The following is a 25,462-nucleotide window of genomic DNA, read 5'->3' on the forward strand; positions in this document are numbered from 1 at the left end:
CCCAGCATGGGGGAGCGGCGTCGTCGGTGGGCGCCGGCCACGTCACCGGTGGACGGGCACACCGCCTGGGGACGACGGTGCGCCCGGCCGGGCTCGGCCGCCTACCCTGCCAGCGGCCTCGCCGGCCACGAGCAGGGCCCTCCGCCCGTCGACGGCCCGACGGCCGAGGGTGGCTCAGTCGTCCTCGCCGCCGCCCTCGCCGTCCTCCTGCTCGCCGCCGTCCTCCTGCTCGCCGCCGTCCTCGACGACGCTGCTCTCGCCGTCCTCGCCCTGCACGCCGCCGCACGCGGCCGTGCTGAACGAGGCGGCCGCGATCGCGACACCGGCCGCGGCGGCGCGCCAGCGGGACCGGTGACCGGGGAGGGTGGCTCGGCTCATCGTCGTCAGCTCCTGTGGTGTGGGTCGCCGGGCTCCCCGGCGGACGTGCCCGCTCTCTGCCCTGTCGGCCGCCGTCGCACACCCGGACGGACCGCTGTGCGGCACGGTCGCCCGGTGACCGCCGCGCCACCCGGGCCCGCGCGCTCCTGGAGCTGCGCACCGCACCGAGGCCCTCCTCCAGTGCGCCGCCCGACGCTTTGTTACTGGCGAGTAGTACCGTCGGTCGGGTCGACGCCGACGACCCGAGAGAGGCCCCGCGTGACCACCGACCTGCTGCTGCCCGCCGACTTCTTCGCCTTCCAGTCGCTGCTCAGCGACGAGGAGCAGAAGGAGCTGCTGGCCCTCCGCGAGTTCCTGGAGTCGGAGATCAAGCCCCGGGTGAACGCGGCCTGGGCCGCCGCCGAGTTCCCGATGGACCTGATCCCGAAGTTCGCCGACGCCGACATCGTCGGGCGTTCCTACGACTGGGAGGGTCGCCCCCGCGCCTCCCGGCTCTTCACCGGCTTCCAGGCGATGGAACTGGCCCGCGTCGACGCCTCGATGGCCACCTTCCTCGGCGTGCACAACGGGCTGGCCATGGGCTCGATCATGATCCTCGGCTCGGCGGAGCAGCGGCGGCGCTGGATCCCGTCGATGATGCGGATGGAGACGATCGGCGCCTTCGCGCTGACCGAGCCCGAAGGCGGGTCCGACGTCGCCCGCGGCATGCGCACCACCGCCCGGCGGGACGGCGACGAGTGGGTGCTCGACGGTGCCAAGCGCTGGATCGGCAACGGCACCTTCGCCGACGTCGTCGTGGTGTTCGCCCGCGACGTCGCCGACGACCAGGTGAAGACCTTCGTCGTGGAGAAGGGCACCCCCGGTTTCACCGCCACGAAGATCGAGGACAAGTTCGCCCTCCGCACGGTGCAGAACGCCGACCTGACCTTCACCGGGTGCCGCATCCCCGCGGCGAACAAGCTCGAGGGCGGCAACTCCTTCCGCGACGTCAACAAGGTGCTGAAGGTGACCCGCGGCGGGGTGGCCTGGAGCGGCGTCGGCTGCCAGGTCGGTGCCTACGAGGCCGCGGTCCGCTACGCGAAGAGCCGGGAGCAGTTCGGGCGGCCGATCGGCGGCTTCCAGCTGATCCAGGACCTGCTGGCCAAGATGCTCGGCAACGTCACCGCCAGCCTCGGCATGACCGTGCGGATCTCCCAGCTGCAGGAGGTCGACGCGCTCGGCGACGACCAGGCGGCGCTGGCCAAGAGCTACGTGACCAGCCGCGGCCGGGAGACCGTCGCGATGGCCCGGGAGCTGTTCGGCGGCAACGGCATCGTCCTCGACCACGACGTCGTCCGGTACTTCAACGACGCCGAGGCGCTCTACTCCTACGAGGGCACCCGGGAGATGAACACCCTCATCGTCGGCCGCTCGATCACCGGCATGGGCGCCTTCGTCTGAGGAGCGCCGCGTCACCCGTTCGGGGCGGGTGACCTCCCGGCCCGCTGGAGATGCCCGCCCCCGATGTCGATGACTGCCCCGGACGCCCCGTGCGTCCGGGGCAGTCGCCGTCTGTGGAGGAGAGGTCGTGTCGGGTCAGTCGGTCCTCGTCGTCGAGGACACCCAGGAGATCCGCGAGCTCGTCGTCACCGTGCTGCGCCGGGCCGGCATGGACGTCCGCGAGGCCACGACGGGCGTCGAGTGCCTGGCCGAGGTGCGCCGCGAGGTCCCCGACGTCGTCGTGCTGGACCTCGGGCTGCCCGACGCCGACGGCACGGAGGTCTGCCGGCAGCTGCGCGCCGAGACCGACTGCTACGTGCTGATGCTGACCGCGCGCGCGGAGGAGGTCGACCTGCTCATCGGGCTGGCCGTCGGAGCGGACGGGTACATGTCCAAGCCGTTCTCCCCACGCGAGCTCGTCGCCCGGGTGCAGACCATGCTCCGGCGGCCGCGGACCGTGGCGGTGCCCGAGCCACGGCCGGCCCTCGAGGACTCCGTGCAGCGGCTGGCCGAGCTGGAGGTGGACCCGGACAGCCGCGAGGTGCGGGTCGACGGCGCCCCCGTGGACCTGACCCGCACCGAGTTCGACCTGCTGGCCGCGCTGGTCTCCCGGCCCGGCCGGGTGCTGCAGCGCGAGACGCTGCTGCGGGAGGTCTGGCAGACCGACTGGGAGGGCAACCTCCGGCTGGTGGAAGCGCACATGTCCAACCTGCGCCGCAAGCTCGCCGCGGCGGGGCTGAACTCGCCGGAGATCAAGACCGTCCGGGGAGTCGGCTACCGCCTCGTCGCCTGACCTGCCGGCGAGCCGTCAGGCGGCCGACCCGGCGCGGCGGGCGGCGAGCCGGCCGGCGGCGGCGTCGGCGGCGAGCGCCAGGCCGGCGCCCTGCAGGCTGACCGCGTCGGCGATCCAGGCCAGCCGGCCGCGGCGGGCGGCGGCCCGGCGGGGGACGTCGGTCAGGTCGGCCAGCTCCGCCAGCCGGCCGTGCGCCATGATCCCCCGCCGGGCGTCCGCGGCGATGGCCCGGCAGACGTCGGCGACCTCGGGGTGGCCCAGCTGACCGGAGGTGCCGGCCAGGGTGTGCGCGGCGGCGGCGACCGCGTGCGGGTCGCCCACGCTGATGCCCGTGCGGATCGCGGACAGCCGGCCGGCCAGCGCGTCGTCGTACATGAGGTGCAGCCGCTCGGTGAGCTCGGCGTCCAGGTCGGCCTCGTGCAGGTCCTCGACGTCGACCATCTCCCGGGCGACCGGTGCGGTGCCGACGGCCGGCGAGGTGCGGCGGCGGACGAGGTCCAGCAGCGGGCGGGCGTCGACCGGGGCGGCCAGGCAGGCGAGGGCACCGGCCGCGACGGCGGCCGCCCGCAGCTCCACGGTGGGCTGCTCGGCGACGACCAGGAACCGGGCGGTGCTGCCGGCGGCGCGCAGCTCGGCGAGCAGCGCCGGCCCGTCCGCGGCGCCGGGCACCTCGGCGGCGGTGACCACCAGGTCGGGGGCGACGGCGCCGGCGAGCCAGCGGGCGTCCTCGGCGTCCCCGGCCTCGTGGACCTGCCAGCCGGTGAGCTCCAGCAGGCCGGTGACCTGCCGGCGGCCGGCGGCGGAGGGGGCGATCACCAGAGCGGTCAGCATCGGAGGGTCCCTGTCCGGGCGGACTCGGCCGTCCAGCCGTAGTCGGTGGTGGTGGTGACGGTGAAGGAGTAGCCGCCCCAGTTCGTCCTGCCCATGTCGGCGGCGAAACCGGTCCGGCCGGCGGGAACGGTCCCGGCGGTGACGTTGACCAGGCCGAAGAGGGTGGTGGCCTGGACGCGGTAGCTCTCGACCCGCGGTGTGGTGCTCTTCTGCCAGCTGAGGCGCACCTCCAGCCGTCCGTCGGGGGTGCAGTAGCTGCCGGCGGTGCTGATGCCGGTCACGGGGGCCACCGTGGCGGTCGTGACCGCGGCGGTGGTGCTCGCGGAGTCGGAGAAGGCGGCCTGGGCGGGGAGGGTCAGCCCCAGCACCGTGGCCAGTGCGATGGCGCCGACGACCAGGCCGTGCCGGATCCGGTTCACTGGCCCTCCTCCTCGTCGTCGGAGTGGGTGGTCGGGGTGTCGGCGGGGCGCCAGATGGTGAGCAGCAGCCAGCCCGCCAGCAGCGCGGGAGCGCCGTAGACCAGGGCCTGGCTCACGACCGGGGTGCGCAGCGCCTCGATCACGTGACCGAGCTCGGGCACCACTGCCTGGACCTGCCAGGCGGTGTCGCCCTGGAGCGTGGCCCGCCACGGGTCGACCGCGTCGTTGGCGTCGCCCTTGGTCTCGACGGTGACCGCGCCGTTCTCGCCGTGCTCCACCGAGAGGACCCGGTGGGTGACGAGACGGTGGTCGTCGATCGGGATGTGGTAGGCGATGATCATCCCGGGCTCGACCTCGTCGACCGGCAGCGGCGTCACGATCGTGACGTCACCCGGGTCGATGACCGGCGACATGCTCCCGGTCAGCATCGTCATCGTGCGGTACCCGAAGGCGTGCGGGCCGATCGCCAGGACCGCGAAGAGCAGGACGGCGAGCGCGACCACCAGCCGCACCGTCCAGCGCGACGCCCGGGCCAGGGCCCGCTTCCCGGCGCCCGACGGGCGGGGGGCCTGGGTCAGCTGCTGCGCCGGACGCGGGTCTGCGTCCGCGGTGGGTGCGGGGGGTGCGAGCAGGGCGATGGTCATGGCGGTTCCTCCGGGAAGGTGTCAGCGGGTGGGGGGAGCGCCGGGTCAGCGCGCGGTGCCGTTGGCCTGCGTGCCGGTGAAGCTCAGCGCCAGGGTGGAGGTCTTGCCCTGGAACTCGTTGCCGGCGGCGCCGGGGAGCGACAGGGTGACCACGAGGTGGTCGGTGCCGCCGACGGCGAGGCTCTTCAGGTTGTTGATCGCGATGGGTGCGCCTGCCACGGCCCGGCCGGAGTAGAGCGACCGCGGGCTGGCGCAGGAGTAGGTCGCGGTGCTGCCGGAGATCGACTCGGTCCACGCGACCGGGCAGGAGCTGACAGTCATCTGCAGCCCGTTGGCCGGGTCGCTGTCCAGGATGCTGCTGGTCGTTGCGGTCGACTGCAGCACCAGGCCCGAGAAGGCCAGGTCGCCGGTGTTGCTCAGGTCGACCGCGCGGCTGATCGAGTCGCCGGGCACGAAGCCGGCGGCGCTCATCGGCAGGGTAGTGGTGCCGGCGCGGTTCAGGTCGATGGAGAGCGTCCCCGTGCTGACCGACGCGTTCAGCGGGGTGGTGCTGTCGGTGAAGGTGCCGAAGGTGCCGAGGCCGGCGACGGCCGCGGCGGCGCCCACGACGCCGAGCGAGCCGAGGATCTTGCGGGCGGTGCGGCCGCGGGTGGCGGAGGCGGTGGCGGTGGCGCTCATGGCGGGTCTCCCTGTCTGGTGCCGGTGTCGGCGGGGGCTCCCGGCGACAGACACGACTCTGGAGGCCCTTCCGCAGGGGTCCCGCGAGCGATCCGCAAGAAAAGCGCAAGGAACCGCAGGTTCCCCGTGGATCCGTCCGGAGGCTCGTCCCGAGCTTGCGAGGGGGAGGGGGACGGGGTCTTCAGCAGCTCAGCGGCAGGGTGAGGGTGAAGGTGGTGCCCCGCCCCTCGGCGCTGACCACGTCGAGCGTGCCGCCGTGCGCGGTGGTGATCGCCTTGGTGATGGTGAGCCCGAGACCGACCCCGGGGACGGCGTTGCGCCGAGCGGTCGAGGCGCGGAAGAAGCTGGTGAACAACCGCCCCTGCTCACCGGTCGGGATGCCGACGCCGGTGTCGCTCACCGACAGCAGGGCGACGGGACGGGCGCCGGCCGCACCCGGGTCGGTCTCCGCGCCGGTGTCGTCCTGCCAGGCCGGGCGCAGGCGCAGGGTGACCGAGCCGCCGGCGGGCGTGAACTTCACCGCGTTGGAGACCAGGTTGTCGCAGGCCTGGCCCAGCCGGAGCGCATCCCCGCGCACGACCAGGCCGTCGGCGGGCACGTCCACGGCCAGGGCGATGCCGCGTGCGGCCGCGGTGACCCGTGCGGTCTCCTCGGCGGCGCGCACCACGGCGGCGAGGTCGACGTCCTCGGGTTGCAGGGTGAACTTCCCGGCGTCCACCTGGGCGGTGAACAGCAGGTCACCGACGAGCCGCAGCAGGCGCTGGGCGTTGCGCTCGACGGTGCCCAGGTACTGGCGCTGCTCGTCGGTCAGCGGCTGGTCGGGGTCGTCGAGGACCAGCTCCAGGTAGCCGAGGATGGAGCTCAGCGGGGTGCGCAGCTCGTGGGAGATCAGGCTGACGAACTGGTCCTTGAGCCGTTCGCTGGCCCGCGCCTCGGTCATGTCCGTGGCGACGAAGTTCCAGCCGGCCTGCTCGCCGTCGTCGTCGGTGCGTGGGGTGATCGCGACGGCGACGGTGAGCCGCCGGCCGTCGGCGGTCAGGTAGGTCCAGTCCCGGACGTCGCTGCCCTGCTCCCGCGCCACCTGGACGAGCGCGGCGAAACGCGCCGCCGGGTCGGCGTCGGCGCCGGGCTGGAGTTCCTCGGGGTCGTGGAACTCGGTGATGCTGCGCTGTCGCACCACGTCTGCGCGCGGGAGGCCGAGCATCCGCTCGGCCCCCGGGTTCCACACCCGGATGACGCCGTCGCGGTCGGTGCCGATGATCGACTGCTCCGTGACGGCGTCGATGACGCTGGTCATGGTCTGTGCCCGGGCCCGCATCATCCGGGTGGCGACCTCGAGCTCCTCGGCGGTCGACTGGCCCAGGGTCACCAGTTCCCGCCGCTGCCCCTCCAGCGCCGCGGACGCGGCGAGCTGCCCGCGCAGGCGCCGGGCGAGCTCGGCCACGGCGAGGGCGGCCGTCAGCCCGGCGGCGCTGAGCAGCACCGGTGAGCCCGGCCGGGTGAGGAGCACGGCCACGGCCACGACGGCGGTGGCCGCCAGGGCCGCGGGGGCGAGCCGGGCGGCCGGGGGAGCGGCCCCGGCCGTGGTGCCGGCCGCGGCCGGCCTTGTCAGGGTGGTCACGCGGGGGTCCCCGGCGAGCAGAGCCGGCGGACCTCGGCGACCAGGCCGGCGACGGTGAACGGCTTGGGCAGGTAGGCGTCGGCGCCGGCAGCGAGCCCGCGGGCGACGTCGTCGGGCGACGCGCCGGCGGACAGCAGCAGCACCTTCGTGCCCGCGGTGGCCGGGTCGGCGCGCAGCTCGGCGCAGACCTCCAGCCCGGTGAGCTCGGGCATCGACACGTCGAGCACGGCGAGATCCGGTCGCTCGGCCCGGGTGGCGGCCAGCGCCTGGGCGCCATCGGCGAGGGAACCGAGCAGGGTGCAGCCGGCCTTGCGCACCGCGAGGGAGACGAGCAGGCGGATGTCCGCCTCGTCGTCGGCCACCAGCACGCGTGCGGCTGCATCCACGGTGTCGCGGTCCACGGCCAGCGCTCCTCTGCGGGCAGGGCCCGTCCCCGGCCGGGACGGAGTCCGTCGCCTCGGGAACGTCAGATCGGCGGCACCGCTGGAGGGGCGCCACCCGGTCTCTCACCCGTGGAGATGAGGTGGACGGGCCGGCTGCGGACGCACGTCGGGCCCCGGTGCGGCTGCACCGGGGCCCGACGGGGTGTTGCGGTCGATCAGGAGGAGGACTTCTCCTGGACCTTCTCGCGGGACTCCTGGGCCTGGCCCTTGACGTCCTGGGCGGCGTGCTGGCCCTCGTCCTTGACGTTCTTGGCGCCCTCCGCGGCGGTCGACAGGACCGACCCGGCAGCGCTCATGGCGGCCGGCTTCAGGTTGTCGCCGATCTCCTGGGCCACGTTCCGGGCCTGCTCCTTGGCCTGCTCCTTGAGCGGCTCGGAGTGGTCCTTGATCGCCGACTCGGCCTGGGAGGCGAGCTGCTTCTCCTTCTCGCTGGTGGGCAGCAGGGAGGAGGCGAGCCAGCCGACGCCGAAGGCGATCAGCCCGGCGGCGAAGGGATTGCCCTGGGCCTGGCGCTGGATGGTCTCCGGCGCGTGCTGCACCGTCTCCATGGCGCTGTGCGCGGCGTCCTGCGCGCTGCCCGCGGCGTTGTGCGCGGCGCCCTGGGCGCTGCCCTGGGCGTGCGAGGCGCGGTTGCTCACCTGGTCGCGGGCGTCGTGAGCGGTGCCGAACACCTTGTCCTTCAGGCCGGACATCGTGCTCTTCGCCCGGCCGACGCGCCGGTCCATCACCCGGGTCGGGCTGACCTTCTCGTTCAGCGCGTCGACGTCGTAGCTCAGGTTGGCGCGGGTGTCCTCGATCTGGCGCCGGATCACGTCCGGGTCACTGCTGGTCATGAGGGGGTCTCCTGTCTAACTAGCCGGGAAGAGGTCAGTGGGGCTTGAGCGCGTCGGGCACCTGCTTGAGCGTGTCCACGGTCTGCTCGGGCTTCGGGTCGACCTTCTTGAGCTGCGAGAAGTCGATCTGCTGCGAGACCTGCTTCGGGTCGACGGCCTTCAGCTTCTTGCGGCCCATGGCAGCGAGGACGGCGGCGACGATCCCCCACACGACCGCCACGATCAGCGCGGCCCAGCCGGTGGGGATGACGCTGGCCAGCGCCCACATCAGCGCGAGGCTGAGGAACAGCGCCACCATGTACCCGGCGAAGCCGGCGCCGCCGAGCATCCCGGCGCCCTTGGCGGCCTTCGTCGCCTCGCCCTTGGCGGCGTCGGTGGCGCGGGTCGCCTGTCCCTTCACCACGCCGGTGGCCTCGTTCGCCTCCTGGCGCAGCTCCGCCTTGGCCAGCTCGAGCTCCTGGCGCATCAGCGTGGACAGGTCCCGGCTGACCTCGCTCAGCAGCTGACCGACCGACGTCTGCTCGACGTCCGGGTGCCCCGCGTCGGTCATCGGCTGGGCGGTGTTGCCCGAGTGCTCGGTCGCGGTGTAGCCGGTGGCCCCACCGGTCGCGTAGCCGGTTCCTGCCTGCCCGTAGCCCTGGGTGCCGGGGGCGGTCACAGCCGGCCCTCACCGGGGGTGCGGGACGGGTCGTCCCAGCCGGCGCCGGCGGTGGGGGCGACGGTGGTGCCCTCCGGCGGCAGGGTGCCGTACGGCGGGGGCGGAACCGATCCGGTGGTGCCGGTGGTCGCGTACCCCGCGGTCTCGGTGGTGGCGTAGCCGGTCGCCGGGGTGCCGGCGACGTAGTTGCCACCCGTGGCGGGACGGTCGGAGCCGCCGCTGGGCTGGCCGGAGCCGTTCTGGTCCTTGTGCGCGGCCACCGCGCCGGTGGTCAGCCGCCCGGCGACGACGCCGGCGAGGGCCGCACCGAGCAGGAAGGCGCCCGGCTTGCGGCGGGCGAAGGACCGGACGTCCTGCAGCAGGTCACCGGGCTCCCGGTCCTGCACCCAGCTCGCCAGCTGCTCGACCTTGTCGCCGGCCTGGCGGACCAGGTCGGCGGCCGGGCCGGTGGGGGTCTCGCCGCTGCCCTCGGCCATGTTGCGCAGCTGCGTCGCGATCTCGCCGAGGCCCTGACCGGCCTTCTGCTGCCCGCTGCGGGCCTGCTCGGTGAGCTGCTGGCGGCCCTGGGCCACGAGGTCCTGCGCCTGACGGCCGGCCTCCTGGGTGACCTCCTTGGCCTGGTCGGCCGCGGTGGAGGCGACCTGGCTACCGGCCTCGGCAGCGCTGTGGCCGACGTTCTTGGCCTCGTCCTTGGTGGCGTCCTTGGTCGACGGGGTGCCCGTGCGGTTGGTCGCCCCGCTCGAAGGCGACTGTGTCGGGGTGTCGATGGAGTGCGTCATCGTTCCTCCTCGTCGTGCGTGGGGCTCGTGGTGGGTGGAGCTGGTCGTTCGGCCGGGTCCGCAGCCGGGCACGCGCCACCGCCGGCCGACGTCGGCCGGGCTGCTCGTGCCTGGTCGCGGAACGGCGCAGGGGCGCCCGGGGGCGCCCAGGTCGGTGTCGCGCGGGTGGGCCCACCGTGGTCTCGGTGGACGCCGTTCCGTTGGACTCGCGGGTACCCGAGATCGTCTACGGCGTAAACCGGTGAGATCGACTTTCCGCGCACCGCCCATCGGGGCGTGAGGGCGCTCGGCGTAGCCTCCCGTCGGTAAGGGGAGCCTGCCCTTGCCTGATCGGAGGAGATGGGATGACCGGAGCGACACAGCAGACGGTGGAGCCCCGGCCGCGGCGGCCGCGGGTGCCCCGGGTCGCGGAGGTGGTCCGCACCTCGCGGCTGACGCCGCACATGATCCGCGTCGTGCTCGGCGGTGACGGGCTGGCCGGCTTCCCCGTCGGGGAGTTCAGCGACCACTACGTGAAGCTGCTGTTCCCGCCGCCCGGTGCGCCCTACGCCGTGCCCTTCGACCCCGAGCAGATCCGCGCGGAGCTGCCCCGCGACCAGTGGCCGGTCACCCGCACGTACACGGTGCGTGCCTGGGACCCCGCGTCCGGCGAGCTCACCGTCGACTTCGTGCACCACGGCGACGAGGGCCTGGCCGGCCCGTGGGCGGCATCGGCCCGGCCCGGCGACCGGATCCAGCTGCTCGGCCCCGGCGGGGCGTACGCGCCCCGGCCGGACGCCGACTGGCACCTGCTCGTGGGTGACGAGAGCGCCCTCCCGGCGATCGCCGCCTCCCTGCCCCGGGTCACCGCCGGCGCCCCGGCGCTGGTGTTCCTGGAGGTCGCCGGCCCCGAGGAGGAGCAGGACGACGTGCCGACGCCGGCCGGCGTGGAGCTGGTCTGGGTGCACCGCGGCTCCGCCGAGCCCGGGCGGGCGCTGGTCGACGCCGTCCGCGCCGTGCAGCTGCCGGCCGGCCGGGGACACGTGTTCGTGCACGGCGAGGCGGGCCTGGTGCGGGAGCTGCGCCGGCACCTGCGCGCCGAGCGCGGCCTGGACCCGGAGTTCACCTCGATCTCCGGCTACTGGCGGGTGGGCCGCACGGAGGACCGCTGGCAGGCCGAGAAGCGCGACTGGAACGCCCAGATCGAGGCCGAGGAGCAGGTCGTCGGCTGACCGGTGCCCCTCCGGGGTGGGCGCCACCCCGGAGGGGGGGCGGCTCACATGTCGCGGTAGCGCTTCGCCGCGGCCGTGGCGGCGCGCAGCTGCTCGGCGTCCAACCGCGGCCCGTACCCGGGGGTGTCGCGCTGGATCCGCCACCCCTCGGCGAGCGGGCCGAGGTCGACGACGTCGAAGCCGAGGTCGGCGATGAGCTGCGCGACCTGCTCCTTGGCGCCGGCGTCGTCCCCGGCCACGGCCAGCGCCCGCCGGTGCGGGGTGCCGGCGGCCTGCCCCTGCTCGACGATGTCCCGGGCGCCGATGTGGTTGAACGCCTTGACCACGCGTGAGGTCGGCAGGTGGGCCTGGAGCAGCTCCGCCGTCGTCGTCGACTCGTCGTCCAGCTCGGCGATCTGCCCGTCGCGCTGCGGGTAGTAGTTGTTGGTGTCGATCACCACCTTCCCGGCCAACGGCTCGATGGGCACCTGGCCGACGTTCTTCAGCGGGATGGTGACCACCGCGAGGTCGGCCGCGGCCGCCGCTTCGGCCGCGGTGCCGGCCCGGACACTGCCGCGCCGGCCCGGCCGCTGTTCCAGCGCGGCCACCAGGTGGGTCAGGGTCTCCGGACCGCGCGAGTTGCTGAGCACGACGTCGTAGCCGGCGTCGAGCGCGGCCTGGGCGAGGGCGGTGCCGATGTTCCCGGCGCCGATGAGTCCGAGGTTCGTCATGGCCGCAGCAACCTCGCGGCCCGGGCGCCGCTTCCCTCCGCCGAGGTCGTCGACGGCGAAGGTGTCGCAACGCGCCGGGTCACCGGTCTCGAACCCGGTGGTGGACCAGCGCCGGCGCTCACCGCCGAGGTGTCCAGACCGCCGCTCTCCCGGTACCGCATCGCCGTCCGGTCTCCTCGTCCTCTGCTGCTGGGATCGCTGCCGTCGGCCCCGGGGAGCGTGCTGGCACCTGCCCCGCCGCACCTCCCGAGCGAGGGTGCGGCTGCCGCCCTAGGGTCGGGGCATGCCGTTGGAAGGTGAGTACGAGCCCAGCCCGGAGAAGTGGGTGCGCGACCAGGTGGAGCTCTACGAGCGCACCGGCGGGCGGGAGGGCAACACCCTGCCCGGCCGCACCGAGCCGGTGGTGGTCTTCACCACCCGCGGGGCGAAGAGCGGCAAGGTCCGGAAGAACCCGCTGATGCGCGTGGAGCACGACGGTGCCTACGCCATGGTCGCCTCCAAGGGCGGGGCCCCGGAGCACCCCACCTGGTACTTCAACCTCAAGGCCCACCCCGACCAGGTGACGGTGCAGGACGGCGACCAGGTGTGGGACGGCGTCGCCCGCGAGCTGACCGGCGAGGAGCGGGCGGTGTGGTGGGAGCGCGCGGTCGCCGCCTTCCCCGACTACGCGGAGTACCAGACCCGGACCGACCGGGAGATCCCGGTCTTCGTGGTCGAGCGGGCGCACTGAGCGCCCCGCCAGCGGACCAGCGACCGGTCGCCGTCGTCACCGGGGCCAGCGACGGGATCGGGGCCGCGGCGGCCCGCCGGCTGCACCGCGCCGGGCGGCGGGTGGTCGTCGGGTGGGAGCCGTCCGCCCGGCGGGTCGGCCGGTCGAGCCCGGCCGGCTGAGCCCGGCCGGCTGAGCTCAGCCGGCCGACCCGGTCTCCGGGTCGCCACCGAGCTCCGTGCGGATCCGTGCGGCGACCTGACCGGCCAGCTCGTGCTCGCCGCGCGCCCGGGCGCCGAGCAGCGCCCAGCCCAGGTCGCCGACCTGGCGGGCCCGGCGGCGCCACACGTCGGCGCCGGGCGCGGCGAACAGCTCGGCGCGCGCCGCCGTCGTCACCTCCTCCTGGGCCAGCAGCGCCTCCTGCAGGGCGTGGTCCGCGCAGGTGCCCGGCGGTGCGGCCGCGGCCGCGACGGCGAGCTGCTGGCTCGCCGTCACCGCGCCCGGCAGCCGGCGGCTGCCGGTGTGCGGGAACAGGAGCAGGCCGGCGGCGAGGGCGACGGTGATCCCGACCAGCGTCTCGGCCACCCGCACGGTGATCAGCTCGGTGCCGCTGCTGGCCGGGTTGCCCAGGTGCACCAGCAGCAGGGCCAGCGGCGTGATGCAGGCGACCGAGAGCACGTACTGGCTGGCGATCAGCAGTTCGACGGCCAGCATGAGCAGCCCCACCACGACCACGGTGGTCGCGACGGGGAGCTCCAGCCAGAACAGCAGCGCGGCCAGCCCGACGCCGGCCAGCGTCCCGGTCACCCGGTGCAGCGCGCGGGCGCGGGTGTGCCGGGCGTCGGTGCCGAGCAGCACGGCGACGGCGGTGCTCACCGCCCAGTAGGCGCTGGGCAGCCCGGCCAGCGCGGCGATCGCTCCGGCGGTGGTGGCCCCCAGCCCGATCCGGGCGGCGGTGGGGGCCCAGGCCGGCGCGGTACGGCGCGGCGGCGGGGGCGTCGGGCCGGCGGGCGGAGGGCCGTCGTCCGGCGGTGGGACGCTCGGCGGCAGGACCCGGAAGAACCGTTCCTCGACCTGCTCCAGCTCCCGGCGCAGCGACGGTCGCCGTCGGCTGCCGCCGGCCACCGCGGCGACGGCGACCCGCACCGCGCGGGCGACCGAGCCCGGCGGGGTCGTCCCCAGCCCGTCCCGCTCGACGGCGCTCACCGCGGTGTCGGCAGCGCGCAGCGACTGGCGCTCGGGTCCGGCCGGGTCCCACAGCCAGGGCAGCATCACGACGACCCACGCCAGCGCGGCGCCCCCGGCGGCCGCGGCGACGTGCTCGGCCACCGCCGTCGGTGAGTCGCCGAGCGTGCTGGCGCTGCCGCCGGCGAGCGCGATCATCAACGGGCCGGGTGGGCCGATCCGCCAGACCGCGGTCGCGGCGGTGGCGGCGGCCACCAGGACGCCCAGCACGACCGCGAGCAGCAGCGGGCGCGGACCGGCCAGGCTGCTGGCGCCCACGGTGGCGGTGAGCGCGACGCCGACCCCCGCGGAGACCGCGGCCCGCCGCCGGTAGGGCAGCGCGTGGCCGTAGACGGCGGTGAAGCCGCCGAGCGCGGCCGCGGAGCCGAGGTCCGGCCGGTCCAGCAGCACGAAGAGGACCAGGGGCGCGGTCACGCAGAAGGCGGCCGACAGCGCCCGGCGCCGGTGGGTGGCCCACAGCGAGGTGACCGCCGGCAGCGGCGGGCCGAGCAGGTGCGGGGCGAGCCGGCGGATCGGGGAGGAGGAGCCGGACACGGTCGCCATCGTCTCCCGCCGTCCGCGCCGCCGTCGGACGGGGCGTCCCCCGGGAAACGCCCGAGTTCGGGCAGGCTAACCTAACTCGCCGCCACCGAGGCGGCGACGACGAGAGGACGGGACGGGTGCGCGGACGGCGAGCGGGCCGAGCAGGAGCCGGGCTGGTGGGGCTGGTGACCGCGCTGGCGATCAGCGGCTGCGGGAACACCGGGAGCGGGGCGGAGGACGCCCCCTCCGGCGCGGCGGAGGAGGTGCGCACGGTCGGCCACGCCCTCGGCGAGGCGGAGATCAGCGGCGTGCCCGAGCGGGTCGTGGTGCTGGACACCGGGGAGCTGGACACCGCGCTGTCCCTGGGCGTCACGCCGGTCGGGGCAGTCCGCACCGACGCGAGCACCGAGCTGCCCGGCTACCTGGCCGAGGCCGGCGCAGACCCCGACGAGATCGCGGAGGTGGGCACGATCGCCGAGCCGAACCTGGAGGCGATCGCCGCGCTGGACCCGGACCTGATCCTGTCCAACACCGCGCGGCACACCGAGCTGCACGAGCAGCTGCAGGCGATCGCCCCCACGGTCATGGGGGAGGGCGTCGGGGAGACGTGGAAGCAGAACCTCCCCGTCTACGCCGAGGCGCTCGGCCGGCAGGAGGAGGGCGAGGAGCTGCTCGCCGAGTACCGGGACCGGGCGACCGAGGTGGGGGCGCTCTTCGGCGACCCGGCGGCGCTCGAGGTGAGCATCGTGCGGTTCGTCGGGACCGGCTCGGCCCGGCTGTACGGCGAGGGCTCGTTCATCGGGACCGTGCTGGCCGACGCCGGCTTCGCCCGCCCGGAGATCCAGCGCACCGACGAGACGTTCGTGGAGGTGGGCCCGGAGGAGATCAGCCAGGCGGACGGCGACCTGCTCTTCTACTCCGCGTACGGCGAGGGCGGGGCGGCGGAGCTGACCGAGCTCACCTCCGGTGGGCTGTGGCAGTCGCTCGGCGCGGTCCAGCGGGGCGACGCGGTGCCGGTCGACGACGACCGCTGGTTCCTGGCCATCGGCCCGCTGGGCGCCGGCCTGGTGCTCGACGACCTGACCGAGGTCGCCCAGCAGCAGGCCTGAACGGGGTGGGCCCGGCCCCCGGGCCCACCCCCGCCGGCTCAGGCGAAACCGACCACCGAGTGCGGGGTGTAGGGCTCCTCCAGCCGGGCGACCTCCTCCTCGGTCAGCCGCAGCCCGACCGCGGCGACGGCGTCGCGGAGGTGGTGCTCCTTGGTGACCCCGACGATCGGCGCGGTGACCACCGGCTTGCTCAGCACCCAGGCCAGCGCGACCTGCGCCCGGGGGACGCCGCGGGCCTCGGCGACCTCCGCGACCCGCTCGACGATCACCCGGTCGGTGTCGTTGTAGAGCTTGCTGCCGAACTCGTCGGTCTCCGACCGGGTGGTCTGCTCGTCCCAGTCGCGGGTGAGCCGGCCGCGGGCCAGCGGGCTCCACGGGATGACCCCGATGCCCTCGTCGGCGCACAGCGGGAGCATCTCCCGCTCCTCCTCGCGGTTGAGCAGGTTGTAGTGGTCCTGCATGGAGACGAACCGGTGCCAGCCGTGCTCGCCGGCCCGGTGCAGCGCCTTGCTGAACTGCCAGGCCCACATGCTGGAGGCGCCCAGGTAGCGCACCTTGCCCGAGCGGACACACGCGTCCAGCGCCTCGAGGGTCTCCTCGACCGGCGTCGCGGGGTCCCAGCGGTGGATCTGGTACAGGTCGATGTGGTCGGTGCCCAGCCGGCGCAGCGAGGCATCGAGCTCGCGGAGGATCGCCGTGCGGGACAGCCCGGCGCCGTTGGGGCCCGGCCGCATCCGGCCGTGCACCTTGGTGGCCAGGACGACGTCGTCCCGGTCGGCGAAGTCGCGGATCGCCCGGCCGGTGATCTCCTCGCTGGAGCCGGCCGAGTAGACGTTGGCGGTGTCGAAGAAGGTGATGCCGGCCTCGACCGCCTGCTTGATGAGCTCCCGGCTCTGCTCCTCGGGCAGGCTCCACGGATGACCGCCGCGGGTGGGGTCGCCGAAGCTCATCATCCCCAGGCAGATCCGCGAGACCTGCAGGCCGGTGGTGCCCAGACGCGTGTACTCCATGGCCCCGAGCCAACTCCTGGACCGCCCGGTCCGCGCGCCGAGCGCTCAGGGCCGAGCGATCAGGGCAGTGCGATCAGGGCAGTGCGGCGTGGCGCACCTCGGCGGCGGCGACCACCTCCGCGGGCAGCTCGCCGAACGGCTCCAGCTCCAGCGGCCGGTCCTTCGTCCGGCCGGTGCGCCACACGGCGACCACCTGCCCGCCGTGCACGACGGTGGGCCGGAACACCCCGTTGCTGCCCGGCACGATGCGCTGCGCGTGCTCGGCCGGCACGGTGCAGCTGCGGTCGGCGTAGCCCAGCACCAGCTCGTCGAAGCCCGGCAGCAGCAGCACCCCGTCGGCCTCGGCCCGGGCCGCCGCGAGCCGCTCGGGCGTGTGCGGGTCCATCAGGTGCTCGACGCCGTCGACGGTCAGCGACGCCAGCTGCGGCCGCGCGGTCGCCAGGCCGGCCTTGACGTCGGCCACCGTGCAGCCGGCCCAGCGCACCAGGTCCTTGACGGTGGCCGGCCCGTGGCCGCGGAAGTACCGCAGCGCCAGCTCGCCGAGCGCCGGATCGCGCTCCAGCCGCCGTGGTGCGGGCACCCACTCGTCGAGCAGCACGAACCGCTGGTCGCCGTCGGCGGCGGTCGGGCCGAGCACGAGCGTGCCGGTCTGGGACAGGTACCAGAGCAGGTGGTACCCGCGCTGTCCGGTCGTGGGGACGCCGCCGGCCGCGATCCCGGCGAGCAGATCGGCTCGGGAGGACCTGCGGCCCCCGCGGAGCGCGGCGACGGCGAGGTCGCGCGCTCGCTCGGTCTCGGCGTCGGTGATGCCCAGGGCGGCGCGGCGGGAGGCCGCGCCGGCGAGCACCCGGGGGCCGAGCAGGTCGAGCAGCCAGGGGAGGTCCTCGGCCGCGGTGAGGTGCAGGGTGCCGCGCATCGGCCACGAACGGACGACGCTGCCGGCGTCGAGTGCGGCGGTGACCGCGGCCTGCGTGCCGGGAGCCGAGCGCAGCGCCACCGACCGCAGGGCACCGGGCAGGTCCTGGCCCTGCACGCAGGTCAGCTCCCGGACGGCGTCCGTCGGGGTCTGCGCGGGCGGGCCGATCAGCCGCTGGGCGGCCAGCCGCAGCAGCGCGAGCTCGGTGGTCACGGGCGCACCTCGGCAGAAGGCCCTGACTGACGGGGGTCAGCGCCGCAGGTGCAGGTAGAGCATGTCCTCGGCGTCCGGCTCGTCGCTGAGCGGCGCGAAGCCGGCGGCCCTGGCCACCGCGAGGCTGGCGGTGTGGTCCGGCTCGATGCCCAGCACGAACTGCTCGACGTCGGCCAGGTCCGCCGCGGCGGTGTAGGCCCGCAGCACCGCCCGGCCGTATCCGCGCCCCCAGCGGCCGGGGTCGACGACGTACGCCGCGCTCGCCGCCCGTCCCGGGTGCTCCTCGGTCACCCGCTCGGCCTCGGGGTCCCACGTCGTCCACCGGTCGTAGACGTCGCCGCCGACCTGGGCGACCGGGCTCCCGTCCTCGTCCACCGCCACACAGCTGTGCGCCCGGAGCACCCGCCGTCCGCGGAACTCCTCGTCCCGCGCCGCGGTGCGCAGGGCGAACTCCCGCTCCGGCCAGGTGCGGCCGCCCAGCCGGCGCTGCACCTCGGGGTGGTCGAACCACGGCAGCACCGCGGCCAGCAGCTCGGGCTCGAGGGGGACCAGGCGGATCGCGGGTGCGACGGGCACCCACCCACCCTGACGCACCGTCACGCCGACGTCATCCGGAGGCAACGGACCGGCCCTAGCGTCGCCGTCGACCCGAGCTGGAGAGGACGTGCGATGACGGTCGTGCCGCTGGTCGACCTGGCCCCTTGGTACCGCGGGGACGCCCCCGCCCGCCGGCAGGTGGCCACCGACGTCGACCGGGCGCTGTGCGAGGTCGGCTTCGTGCTGCTCACCGGCCACCCGGTCAGCTCCGCCCTCACCCACTGCCTGCGCGAGGAGGGGCGGTCGTTCTTCGCCCGGCCGCCGGCCGTCAAGGCCGCGCTCGCCTGCTTCCCGGGCGGGCGCGGCTGGGTGCCGCCCGGCCCACCCGCCGGTCCCGCTGCGCCGCCGCCGGACCTCAAGGAGCAGTTCTGCTTCGGGCCGGAGCCCCCGCCGCGGGCCCAGCCCGGTGCCTGGCCGACGGACACCCCGGGCCTGCGTCCGGCGGCGACCGCCTTCGCCGACCGTTGCGCCGCGGTCGCCGCGGAGCTGCTGCGGGTGCTGGCCCTGGCACTCGACCTGGACGAGGACTTCTTCGTGGCCCGCTGCCCGGCGGACGCCTGGTCCGCCGACCTCACCTGGCACCCGGCCCGGGACGCGGTCGGGTCGGTGGCGCCGGGGCAGCTGCGGGTGGGTGCGCACACCGACGACGGCGTCCTGGCCCTGACCGACCGCCAGGCCGGGCTGGGTGGCCTGCAGGTCCGCACCACGGAGGGCGAGTGGATCGACGCCCCCGCCGTGCCGGGGGCGCTCACCGTCAACGCCGGTGACCTGCTGGCCCGCTGGACCGGCGATCGCTGGCGTTCGGCACCGCACCGGGTGCTGCCGCCCCCGGTCGAGGCCCCGGCCGAGGAGCTGCTCTCCCTCGCGCTGCGCCAGGACGCCGATCCGCTCGCCGTGGTCGAGCGGGTGCCGACCGCGGCGGCGGGGCCCACCCGCTACCCACCCGTGACCGCGGGGGAGTTCCTCCGCGACCGGAGGGGCTCCGTCCCCGGCGGCTGACGACGTACCGTGCCCTCATGATGGGGATGGGCAACCTCGACCCCGACGGGCGCCGTCGGCAGCGGCTGATCGCCGGGATCATCGTGGCGGCGATGCTGCTGGCTGCCGGTGCGGTGCTGTTCAGCGGCGTCTTCTGACGAGCGGAGCCGAGCCCTCAGCCCTCCGGGCTCAGCCGCGCCCCCGGGACGCGGCACCGACCCGGTCGGCCACCGCGCGGCGGAGCAGGTCGACCACCTCCTCGTCGGTCACCTGCCCGAAGCGCTGGTAGGCGCCGCCCACCGCCCGGAACGCGTCCGGCGTCTCCACGCTGACCAGCTCGTCGACCGCCGTCCGCAGCCGGTCGGCCGCTCCCGGCGCGCAGACCGGGACGGCCAGCACCACCCGGGCCGCGCCGCACCCCCGCACGGCCGCGCACGCCGCCCGGGCGGTCGCGCCGGTGGCGATCCCGTCGTCGACCACCACCGCGGTGCGCCCCGCGAGGGGCAGCCGGGGGCGCAGCCCCCGGACGCGCTGCACCCGCCGGGTCAGCTCCGCCTGCGCGCGGTCCAGCGCGGCGCGGAACTGCTCGGCGGACACCCCGGCCCACTCGACGACCCGCTCGTCCCGGACCACCGCGCCGCCCTCGGCGACCGCGCCCATCGCGACCTCGGCGGCGCCCGGCACCGGGATGCGGCGGACGACGACGACGTCCAGCGGGGCGCGCAGCGCGGCAGCGACCTCGGCGGCCACGACCAGCCCGCCGCGCGGCAGGCCCAGGACGACGACGTCCTCCGCGGCCAGGTGGGTGAGCTGGGGAGCCAGCCGGCGGCCGGCCTCGCGGCGGTCCCGGAAGGGCATGGTCCACCTCCGCAGGCGGGGAACCCGACACCGCGATCGTCCTCCGCGGCGGCGCCGCTGCCTACCCCTCCGCGCGCGGGACGTTGGGCCCTGGCGTGTCGGCGGTCGACCGGTCCACTGTGGAGCGGTACGCGCGTCGCCCGCCCCGTGGCGGCGCAACCGACCACCCGCGGAGGACCGCCGGTGTCCGCTCCCACCCCGCCCACCACCCTGCCCGCTGACGACGCCGTCGGCCAGGCCGTCGACCGGCTGGTCCGTGAGTTCGCCGGCCGCCCGCCGGCGACGGTGACGGCCATCGTGCGCGGCGCCCGCACGGAGCTCAGCGGCGCGCCGGTCGGCGCGCTGCCCGAGCTGGTCGAACGGCTGGCCCGGCAGCGGCTGCAGGCCACCGGCTGAACCGGCTTGCCCGGCCGGGCACGATGGCCGGCGTGGGCTACGTCGACGTCACCGGGATCCGGCACACCCTCCCCGACGGGCGGGTGCTGCTCGACGACGTCTCCTTCCGGGTCGGCGAGGGTGCCTGCGCGGCGCTGGTCGGGGAGAACGGCGCCGGCAAGACCACGCTGCTGCGGATCATCAGCGGCGACCTGACCCCGGAGGCCGGCTCGGTCGCGCTGGTGGGCGGGCTCGGCATCATGCGCCAGTTCATCGGCTCGGTCCGCGACGACACCACCGTGCAGCGGTTCCTCGTCGACCTCGCGCCGCCCGCCGTCCGGCAGGCGTGGGACGCGGTCGAGGCCACCGAGCTGGCGATGATGGAGCGCGACGACGAGCCCACCCAGATGGCGTACGCGAACGCGCTGGCGCAGTGGGGCGACGTCGGCGGCTACGACGTCGAGGTCACCTGGGACACCGTGACCGTCGCGGCGCTCGGCGTCCCGTACGAGGGGTGCAAGTACCGCGAGCTGACCAGCCTCTCCGGCGGTGAGCAGAAGCGGTTGGCGCTGGAGTGCCTGCTCCGCGGACCGGACCAGGTGCTGCTGCTCGACGAGCCGGACAACTACCTGGACGTGCCCGGCAAGCGGTGGCTGGAGGAGCGGCTGCGCGAGACGCGCAAGACGGTGCTGTTCGTCAGCCACGACCGCGAGCTGCTCTCCCGGGTCGCCGACCGGGTGGTCACCGTCGAGGGCGGGACGGCGTGGGTGCACGGCGGCGACTGGGCCGGCTACCCCGCGGCCCGCAGCGCCCGGCACGACCGGATGGCGGAGCTGCGCAAGCGCTGGGACGAGGAGCACGAGCGGCTGGTCGAGCTGGTGCGCACCCTGCAGCAGCAGGCGAAGAACTCCCCGGACATGGCCGCCCGGTACCACGCCATGCAGACCCGGCTGGCCAAGTACGAGGCCGCCGGCCCGCCGCCGGAGCGCCCGCCGGACCAGTCGGTGACGATGCGGCTGCGCGGGGGCCGCACCGGCGTGCGGGTGCTGGTCGCCGAACAGCTGGAGCTGAGCGGGCTGATGCGCCCCTTCGACCTGGAGGTCGACTACGGCGACCGGGTCGCGGTGCTGGGGTCCAACGGGGCGGGCAAGTCGCACTTCCTGCGGCTGCTCGCCGGCCAGGACGTCGCGCACACCGGGCACTGGCGGCTCGGGGCGCGCGTCGTCCCCGGCTTCTTCGCCCAGACCCACGCCCACCCCGAGTGGCTGGACCGCACGCTGGTCGACCTGCTGTGGCACGGCGAGCCCGGCCGACCGGGGGTCGATCGCGGCCGCGCGATGGCGACGCTGCGCCGCTACGGGCTGGCCGGGCAGGGCGACCAGCTGTTCCGGTCGCTGTCCGGTGGGCAGCAGGCCCGGTTCCAGGTGCTGCTGCTGGAGCTGTCCGGCGCCACGCTGCTGCTGCTCGACGAGCCCACCGACAACCTCGACGTGCTCTCCGCCGAGTCGCTGGAGGCGGCGCTGGCCGCGTTCGACGGCACGGTCCTGGCGGTCACCCACGACCGCTGGTTCGCCCGCACCTTCGACCGGTTCGTCGTCTTCGGTGCCGACGGGCGGGTGTACGAGGCCGGCGAGCCGGTGTTCGACGAGGCCCGGGTCCAGCGCGCCCGTTAGGCCCCCGTGCAGGGGCCCGCCGCGAGCCTGCGAGTGGTGGGGAGCACGGGGGTCCTTCGTCAGCCGAAGGCGCGGCCCTGGCCGCGGTAGGTGGGGACGACGGCGGTCACCGAGTCGCCGCTCAGCAGGTGCAGCTCGTCGACCCGCTCGCACAGCTCACCGGCCTTCGCGTGCCGGAACCACACGCGGTCACCGATCTCCAGCTCCGCCGTCCCCGGGCCGCGCAGCGGGGTCTGCATCTCGCCGGCCCCCTCGGCCGCCAACAGGCGCAGCCCGGCCGGGTGGACCGGCGTCGGTGACCGGTCGCGCCCGGGTGGGCCGGAGGCGATCCACCCACCGCCGGCCACGGTGACCACGTCGGCTGCCGGCCGGCGGGTGACCGGCAGCGCGAACAGCGCCGCCGGCCGGCCGCGGAAGGACCGGTAGGCGTCGAACAGGGCGGGGGAGTAGAGCCCCGATCCGGCGGCCAGCTCGGTGACCGACTCCTCGGCGGCGGTGCGCTCCAGGCTGCCGGTGCCCCCGCCGTTGACGAACCGCAGGTCGGCGACCTCCCGCACCGCGGCGACCGCGGCGGCCCGCCGCAGGGCGAGCTCGCGCACCGAAGCCCGCTGCATGCCGCGGACCGCCAGCCCGCGCACCGGGTGCCCGGCCGGGGCGTCGCCGAGCCCGGCGATCTGGGCCTCGTAGGCCATCACCCCGACCAGCCGCACCCCGGGGCGGGCGACGACGGCGCGGGCCAGCGCCGCGGCCTCGGCGGGGGCGTGCACGGGTGAGCGGCGCACCCCGACGTGCGCCGGCCCGACCCGCCACGAGGCGTCCAGGTCCAGGCAGACCCGCACGACCGGACGGCTCGCCGGGGGCACGACGGCGTCCAGCAGGTCCAGGTGCGCCACCGAGTCGACCATCAGCGTGACCCGGTCGGCCAGCTGCTCGTCGGCGCCCAGCCGGCGCAGCGCAGCCCGGTCGACCGTGGGGTAGCCGACCAGCACGTCGGTGCTCACCGGGTCGTTGCCGCCGGCCAGCCACAGCGCCTCGGCCAGCGTGTAGGCCATCACCCCGGCGAACCCGGGCCGGTCGAGCACCCGGCGCAGCAGGGCCCGGCAGCGCACCGACTTGCTGGCCACCCGGATCGGCCGGTCGCCCGCCCGGCGCACGAGGTCGGCAGCGTTGGCGTCCAGGGCGTCGAGGTCGACCACGGCCAGCGGCGGCTCCAGGTGCCCGGTCGCGTGGTCCAGCCGCCCGCGCGCCGTGTTCGCGCGCGGGGCCGCCGGCGCGGCCGGGGCTACGGGCGTCGTCATGGCGCCGGAGCCTCCCGGGCGTGCCGGGGGTGGTCAAGGGAGTGGGGCGCACGACCCCGTTCCTCGACCGCCCGGTTCCGGGCGGCCGAGGTGCCGCAGTGGTCAGAGGTCGACGTCGGGCTCGCCGGAGCCGCCGATGCGGTCCAGCTCCTGCAGCTCGACCGGCCCGAGCACCCGCATCCCCGACCGCAGGTTCTCCTCCAGGTGGGCCACCGACCTGGTGCCCGGGATGAGCAGCAGGTTCGGGGAGCGGGCCAGCAGCCAGGCGAGCGCGACCTCCATCGGGGTGGCCTCCAGCCGCCGGGCCACCGTCTCCAGCGCGGCGGACTGGATGGGGTTGAAGCCACCCAGCGGGAAGAAGGGCACGTAGGCGATGCCCTCGCGGGCCAGCGCGTCGATCAACGGGTCGTCGGCCCGGTGCACCAGGTTGTAGTGGTTCTGCACGCAGACGACCGGGGCGATGCCCTGGGCCTCGGCGAACATCTGCGGGGTCACGTTGCTCACCCCGATGTGCTTGACCAGGCCCTCCTGCTGCAGCTCGGCGAGAGCCTCCATGGGCTCGGCGAGGGAGCGCTGCACCGGCTCGGCGAACCCGGGCATCCGCAGGTTCACCACGTCCATCGCCTCGACGCCGAGGTGGTCGAGGTTGTCGTGCACGGCCTGGCGCAGCTCGTCGCGGGACAGCGCCTCGGGCCACTCGCCCTCCGGCGTCCGGCGGGCGCCCACCTTGGTGACGATGGTGAGGTGCTCCGGGTAGGGGTGCAGCGCCTCGCGGATGATCTCGTTCGTGACGTGCGGGCCGTAGTAGTCGCTGGTGTCGATGTGGTCGACGCCGAGCTCGACGGCGCGGCGGAGGACGGCGACGGCGCCCTCCCGGTCGGCTGGCGGACCCATGACGTGCGGGCCGGAGAGCTGCATGGCGCCGTAGCCGATGCGGTGCACCGTGCGGTCGCCGAGGGGGAACTGGCCGGACTTCTCCGCCGTGGGGGTGGTCATGTCCGCCGCCTACCCGGTGACCGCGGCCCTGAACGTCAGCCTTCCAGAGCCGGCTCCCTCGCCCCCGCGGTCGACTCCTCGGCAGCGGCGCCCGAGCCGGGCCGGACGCCGTCCACGACGACGGCGACGAGGGCCATGACCGCGCCGGCCAGCGCGAGCCCGACGCCCACCCACATCGGCGCCGTGTAGCCCAGCCCGGCCGAGAGCGCGGCGGCCCCGAACGCGGCGCCCAGCGCGTTGGCCGCGTTGAACGCCGCCTGGTTGGCCGCCGAGACGAGGCTGCCGCCCCCGGGCACCCGGGCCACCTCGATCACCCGGTTCTGCAGCACCGGGCCCAGGGAGAACGTGGCGGTGCCGAACAGCACCACCAGCACGATCGCGGCCACCGGGACCCGGGCCAGGAACGCGAAGGCCACCAGGAGCGCGGCTGCCGTGGCGAGCACCCCGGTGACGAACGCCATGCCCCAGCGGTCGCCGAGCCGGCCGCCGATCAGGGTGCCGACGGTGGCGCCGACCCCGAAGACGGCGAGCACGGGGGTCACCCAGCTCTCGGGCAGGCCGGCGAGCTCGGTGAGGATCGGGCTGATGTAGCTGTAGACGGCGAACATGGCGGCGCAGCCGATCGTGGTCACCCCGAGCACCAGCCAGACCGCCGGGCGGCGGAACGCGACCAGCTCGCTGCGCAGGTCTGCGCGCTCCCCGGAGACCGGCGGCATCCAGGCGAGCAGCCCGGCGATGGTGATGACGCCGAGCCCGGCGACCGCGCCGAAGACCAGCCGCCAGCTCAGCTGCTGGGCGAGGAGGGTGCCCAGCGGGACACCGACGACGTTGGCCAGGGTGAGGCCGACGATCATCAGCGAGATGGCCTGGGAGGCGCGGTGCGCGGGCACCAGCCGTCGCGCGGCCACCGCGCCGACCCCGAAGAACGAGCCGTGCGCCAGTGCGGTGAAGACGCGGGCCGCCACGAGGGTCGGGTAGTCGGGCGCGAGCGCGGAGAGCGCGTTCCCCACTGTGAACAGGACCATCAGGCCCAGCAGGGTCTGCCGCGGGGTGAAGCGCACTCCCAGCGCGGTGAGCGTGGGGGCGCCGATCACCACGCCGATGGCGTAGGCGGAGATCAGCAGCCCGACGGCGGAGACCGAGACGTCGAGCCCCGCGGCGACCTGGGGGAGCATCCCCATCAGCACGAACTCGGTGGTGCCGATGCCGAAGGCGCCGATGGCGAGCGCGAGCAGGGCGCGGGGCACGGGCGGGCTCCTCGGGGGGCGGTGCGGGGAGGGGAGGGACGACGTCGTCCTCATCGACCCAACGGCATCGGCCGCCCGATCCCGACCCGCGGCGTCCATGAACCTCGTCACGTCACCTGGCGCGGCCGGGGGGGGGGGGGGGGGGGGGGGGGGGGGGGGGGGGGGGGGGGGGGGGGGGGGGGGGGGGGGGGGGGGGGGGGGGGGGGGGGGGGGGGCGGCGGTGGGCGCGCGGTGCTCAG

Annotated in this window: 27 protein-coding genes; 8 read left to right on the forward strand and 19 right to left on the reverse strand. The window is 75.5% G+C overall.

The annotated features are described in order from the left end of the window. Positions 1 to 174: 174 nt before the first annotated feature. Positions 175 to 378, reverse strand: coding sequence for a hypothetical protein (locus ACI783_RS06725; RefSeq protein WP_457139725.1), 204 nt, complete (start codon positions 376 to 378; stop codon positions 175 to 177). Positions 379 to 636: 258 nt separating this feature from the next. Here ACI783_RS06725 and ACI783_RS06730 point away from each other — a divergent pair, with 258 nt between their 5' ends. Further along, on the forward strand, positions 637 to 1,818 hold the full coding sequence (locus tag ACI783_RS06730) for an acyl-CoA dehydrogenase family protein (protein WP_457139726.1): 1,182 nt from the start codon (positions 637 to 639) through the stop codon (positions 1,816 to 1,818). Between the two features lie 127 nt (positions 1,819 to 1,945). Continuing rightward, a complete protein-coding gene (locus tag ACI783_RS06735) occupies positions 1,946 to 2,650 on the forward strand; it encodes a response regulator (protein WP_457139727.1) in 705 nt (234 codons plus the stop codon). Positions 2,651 to 2,665: 15 nt separating this feature from the next. Here ACI783_RS06735 and ACI783_RS06740 read toward each other — a convergent pair whose 3' ends face one another. The 9 genes from ACI783_RS06740 to ACI783_RS06780 all read right to left on the reverse strand — a co-directional run bounded on the left by ACI783_RS06740 (position 2,666) and on the right by ACI783_RS06780 (position 9,556). After that, positions 2,666 to 3,481: a response regulator gene (locus ACI783_RS06740; protein WP_457139728.1), complete on the reverse strand. Its 816-nt coding sequence runs from the start codon at positions 3,479 to 3,481 to the stop codon at positions 2,666 to 2,668. Further along, positions 3,475 to 3,900 (reverse strand): hypothetical protein, encoded by a 426-nt coding sequence (locus ACI783_RS06745; RefSeq protein WP_457139729.1) that lies wholly within the window; start codon positions 3,898 to 3,900, stop codon positions 3,475 to 3,477. The genes ACI783_RS06740 and ACI783_RS06745 overlap by 7 nt, the downstream gene beginning before the upstream one ends. Beyond that, on the reverse strand, positions 3,897 to 4,544 hold the full coding sequence (locus ACI783_RS06750) for a signal peptidase I (RefSeq protein ID WP_457139730.1): 648 nt from the start codon (positions 4,542 to 4,544) through the stop codon (positions 3,897 to 3,899). Before ACI783_RS06750 ends, ACI783_RS06745 begins: the two co-directional genes overlap by 4 nt. Positions 4,545 to 4,589: 45 nt before the next feature. Then, positions 4,590 to 5,222 carry a TasA family protein gene (locus tag ACI783_RS06755; RefSeq protein ID WP_457139731.1) on the reverse strand — a complete coding sequence of 211 codons (633 nt, stop codon included), beginning with the start codon at positions 5,220 to 5,222 and terminating at the stop codon, positions 4,590 to 4,592. A gap of 181 nt (positions 5,223 to 5,403) precedes the next feature. Further along, entirely contained in the window at positions 5,404 to 6,843 is a 1,440-nt protein-coding gene (locus ACI783_RS06760) for a sensor histidine kinase (protein WP_457139732.1), read from the reverse strand. Then, positions 6,840 to 7,244: a response regulator gene (locus tag ACI783_RS06765; RefSeq protein ID WP_457139733.1), complete on the reverse strand. Its 405-nt coding sequence runs from the start codon at positions 7,242 to 7,244 to the stop codon at positions 6,840 to 6,842. Before ACI783_RS06765 ends, ACI783_RS06760 begins: the two co-directional genes overlap by 4 nt. 197 nt (positions 7,245 to 7,441) lie before the next feature. Further along, positions 7,442 to 8,119, reverse strand: coding sequence for a DUF3618 domain-containing protein (locus tag ACI783_RS06770; RefSeq protein WP_457139734.1), 678 nt, complete (start codon positions 8,117 to 8,119; stop codon positions 7,442 to 7,444). A 34-nt stretch (positions 8,120 to 8,153) separates the two neighbouring features. After that, positions 8,154 to 8,777, reverse strand: coding sequence for a phage holin family protein (locus ACI783_RS06775; RefSeq protein ID WP_457082077.1), 624 nt, complete (start codon positions 8,775 to 8,777; stop codon positions 8,154 to 8,156). Then, entirely contained in the window at positions 8,774 to 9,556 is a 783-nt protein-coding gene (locus ACI783_RS06780; protein WP_457139735.1) for a hypothetical protein, read from the reverse strand. The genes ACI783_RS06775 and ACI783_RS06780 overlap by 4 nt, the downstream gene beginning before the upstream one ends. 344 nt (positions 9,557 to 9,900) lie before the next feature. On the opposite strand from ACI783_RS06780, the gene ACI783_RS06785 reads away from it, so the two are divergent. Beyond that, a complete protein-coding gene (locus ACI783_RS06785) occupies positions 9,901 to 10,767 on the forward strand; it encodes a siderophore-interacting protein (RefSeq protein WP_457139736.1) in 867 nt (288 codons plus the stop codon). Positions 10,768 to 10,811: 44 nt separating this feature from the next. Here ACI783_RS06785 and ACI783_RS06790 read toward each other — a convergent pair whose 3' ends face one another. Beyond that, positions 10,812 to 11,477 carry an NADPH-dependent F420 reductase gene (locus tag ACI783_RS06790; protein WP_457139737.1) on the reverse strand — a complete coding sequence of 222 codons (666 nt, stop codon included), beginning with the start codon at positions 11,475 to 11,477 and terminating at the stop codon, positions 10,812 to 10,814. A gap of 283 nt (positions 11,478 to 11,760) precedes the next feature. Between ACI783_RS06790 and ACI783_RS06795 the strand changes: the two genes are divergently transcribed. Further along, positions 11,761 to 12,207: a nitroreductase family deazaflavin-dependent oxidoreductase gene (locus ACI783_RS06795; RefSeq protein WP_457082088.1), complete on the forward strand. Its 447-nt coding sequence runs from the start codon at positions 11,761 to 11,763 to the stop codon at positions 12,205 to 12,207. Positions 12,208 to 12,384: 177 nt separating this feature from the next. Here the strand turns inward: ACI783_RS06795 and ACI783_RS06800 are convergent, their stop codons facing one another. Continuing rightward, complete coding sequence (locus tag ACI783_RS06800; RefSeq protein WP_457139738.1) at positions 12,385 to 13,965, reverse strand: FUSC family protein; 1,581 nt, start codon at positions 13,963 to 13,965, stop codon at positions 12,385 to 12,387. A gap of 164 nt (positions 13,966 to 14,129) precedes the next feature. Between ACI783_RS06800 and ACI783_RS06805 the strand changes: the two genes are divergently transcribed. Further along, positions 14,130 to 15,062 carry an ABC transporter substrate-binding protein gene (locus ACI783_RS06805; protein ID WP_457139739.1) on the forward strand — a complete coding sequence of 311 codons (933 nt, stop codon included), beginning with the start codon at positions 14,130 to 14,132 and terminating at the stop codon, positions 15,060 to 15,062. 38 nt (positions 15,063 to 15,100) lie between these two features. On the opposite strand, the gene ACI783_RS06810 is transcribed toward ACI783_RS06805, so the two are convergent. The 3 genes from ACI783_RS06810 to ACI783_RS06820 form a co-directional block, all read right to left on the reverse strand. Continuing rightward, entirely contained in the window at positions 15,101 to 16,072 is a 972-nt protein-coding gene (locus ACI783_RS06810; RefSeq protein ID WP_457139740.1) for an aldo/keto reductase, read from the reverse strand. A 73-nt stretch (positions 16,073 to 16,145) separates the two neighbouring features. Next, positions 16,146 to 17,201: a winged helix DNA-binding domain-containing protein gene (locus ACI783_RS06815; RefSeq protein WP_457139741.1), complete on the reverse strand. Its 1,056-nt coding sequence runs from the start codon at positions 17,199 to 17,201 to the stop codon at positions 16,146 to 16,148. Between the two features lie 36 nt (positions 17,202 to 17,237). Continuing rightward, positions 17,238 to 17,777, reverse strand: coding sequence for a GNAT family N-acetyltransferase (locus ACI783_RS06820; RefSeq protein WP_457082100.1), 540 nt, complete (start codon positions 17,775 to 17,777; stop codon positions 17,238 to 17,240). A gap of 93 nt (positions 17,778 to 17,870) precedes the next feature. Between ACI783_RS06820 and ACI783_RS06825 the strand changes: the two genes are divergently transcribed. Continuing rightward, positions 17,871 to 18,797 (forward strand): isopenicillin N synthase family dioxygenase, encoded by a 927-nt coding sequence (locus ACI783_RS06825; RefSeq protein WP_457139742.1) that lies wholly within the window; start codon positions 17,871 to 17,873, stop codon positions 18,795 to 18,797. A gap of 168 nt (positions 18,798 to 18,965) precedes the next feature. Here ACI783_RS06825 and ACI783_RS06830 read toward each other — a convergent pair whose 3' ends face one another. After that, positions 18,966 to 19,634, reverse strand: a complete 669-nt coding sequence (locus ACI783_RS06830) for a phosphoribosyltransferase (protein WP_457139743.1) — start codon at positions 19,632 to 19,634, stop codon at positions 18,966 to 18,968. Positions 19,635 to 19,817: 183 nt separating this feature from the next. Between ACI783_RS06830 and ACI783_RS06835 the strand changes: the two genes are divergently transcribed. Both ACI783_RS06835 and ACI783_RS06840 read left to right on the forward strand, forming a co-directional pair. Next, positions 19,818 to 20,030, forward strand: a complete 213-nt coding sequence (locus ACI783_RS06835) for a three-helix bundle dimerization domain-containing protein (protein ID WP_457139744.1) — start codon at positions 19,818 to 19,820, stop codon at positions 20,028 to 20,030. 23 nt (positions 20,031 to 20,053) lie between these two features. Then, the gene (locus ACI783_RS06840; RefSeq protein WP_457082109.1) at positions 20,054 to 21,682 is read left to right on the forward strand and encodes an ABC-F family ATP-binding cassette domain-containing protein; all 1,629 of its coding nucleotides are present in this window, start codon (positions 20,054 to 20,056) and stop codon (positions 21,680 to 21,682) included. Positions 21,683 to 21,741: 59 nt separating this feature from the next. Here ACI783_RS06840 and ACI783_RS06845 read toward each other — a convergent pair whose 3' ends face one another. The 3 genes from ACI783_RS06845 to ACI783_RS06855 form a co-directional block, all read right to left on the reverse strand. Beyond that, positions 21,742 to 22,980: an amino acid deaminase/aldolase gene (locus tag ACI783_RS06845; protein ID WP_457139745.1), complete on the reverse strand. Its 1,239-nt coding sequence runs from the start codon at positions 22,978 to 22,980 to the stop codon at positions 21,742 to 21,744. 102 nt (positions 22,981 to 23,082) lie between these two features. Further along, positions 23,083 to 23,976, reverse strand: a complete 894-nt coding sequence (locus ACI783_RS06850; protein WP_457139746.1) for an oxidoreductase — start codon at positions 23,974 to 23,976, stop codon at positions 23,083 to 23,085. Positions 23,977 to 24,011: 35 nt separating this feature from the next. Beyond that, positions 24,012 to 25,223: an MFS transporter gene (locus ACI783_RS06855; protein ID WP_457139747.1), complete on the reverse strand. Its 1,212-nt coding sequence runs from the start codon at positions 25,221 to 25,223 to the stop codon at positions 24,012 to 24,014. Positions 25,224 to 25,462: the final 239 nt, after the last annotated feature.

Source organism: Modestobacter sp. SYSU DS0511 (assembly GCF_054050755.1).